At 76.2% G+C, this 1,050-nt stretch carries 1 protein-coding gene; it reads right to left on the minus strand.

The window, feature by feature from the left end; translation table 11 throughout:
• A partial coding sequence (locus ACFWGD_RS13295; protein WP_377779158.1) for a methyltransferase occupies nt 1–1,050 on the minus strand: 1,050 nt, incomplete at both ends.

The raw sequence follows: 1,050 nt of genomic DNA on the forward strand, positions 1-1,050 counted from the left end.
TGTGTATAAGAGACAGGGGCGGCCCCCAGGTCCGCGGTGCGCGCGAAGGCGGCGGGCGTGTTCACGCACTCCTCGGGGGTGAAGCCGAGGGAGGCGAGGGCGGCGATCGTGGCGGCGGAGGCCGGAGTCCCGGCGGTGCCCAGGATCACGTCGTAGCGGTCGCCCGCGCCGGGCAGGGCCCGTACCTCCACCCGCCGCACGGCCGGGAACTCCCGGGCCAGCGCAGTGAACAGCGCCGGGGCGACACGCAGTTCGGGATCGGGGCCGGTGGCCCAGTCGAGCAGGCGCAGGTCCCCGAGCAGGATCGAGCCGCCCGGCGCGAGCAGGTCCAGGGTGCGTGCCAGGACGGTGCGCAGGTAGCCGAGGCCGGGGAAGTGCTGGACGACCGAGTTCAGGACGACGGTGTCGAAGTATCCGGCGGGCAGCCCCGCCGTGTCGTGCGCCTCCCGGCAGCTGAGCCGCACCTTGCCGCGCAGCCGCTCGTCCGCGTTGGTCCGGGCGCGCAGCGCGTCGAGGGCCGCGCCGGAGAAGTCGGTGGCCCAGTACTCCTCGCACCGCGGGTCCGCCGCCAGCTGGGCCGCGAGCAGTCCGGTGCCGGCGCCGATCTCCAGGATCCGGCGCTGCCCCAGCTCGCGGACGCAGTCCACCGTCGCCGCGCGCCGCTCGCGCAGCACCTGCGCGGACACGGGCGGGGCGTCGGCCGCGCCGATGGAGTCGGCGAACGCCTCCAGCTCGTAGGGGTCCCGCGTGCGCGCCTCGGCGTACAGGGCGGCGTAGACCTCCTTCCACTCGGCGATCCGCACCGGGTCCGCCACGGTGGGGTGCGGATCGGCCGCGGGCACCACGTGCGCGACCAGCTTCCATCCGTCGTCGCGGTCCCCGGTCAGGGTCACCGCCGCCTCGGCCACGCCCGGGTGCTCCCGCAGCGCCGACTCCACCGCGCCGAGCTCCACCGGCATCCCGTGCAGGGTGACGCGGTCCGCCGACCGGCCGGCGAACTCCAGGGCGCCGTCCTCGCGCACGGTCACCAGGTCGCCGGTGCGGCGCCTG

It is taken from the genome of Corynebacterium sp. NPDC060344, from assembly GCF_042725215.1.
Classification (GTDB): Bacteria; Actinomycetota; Actinomycetes; order Mycobacteriales; family Mycobacteriaceae; genus Corynebacterium.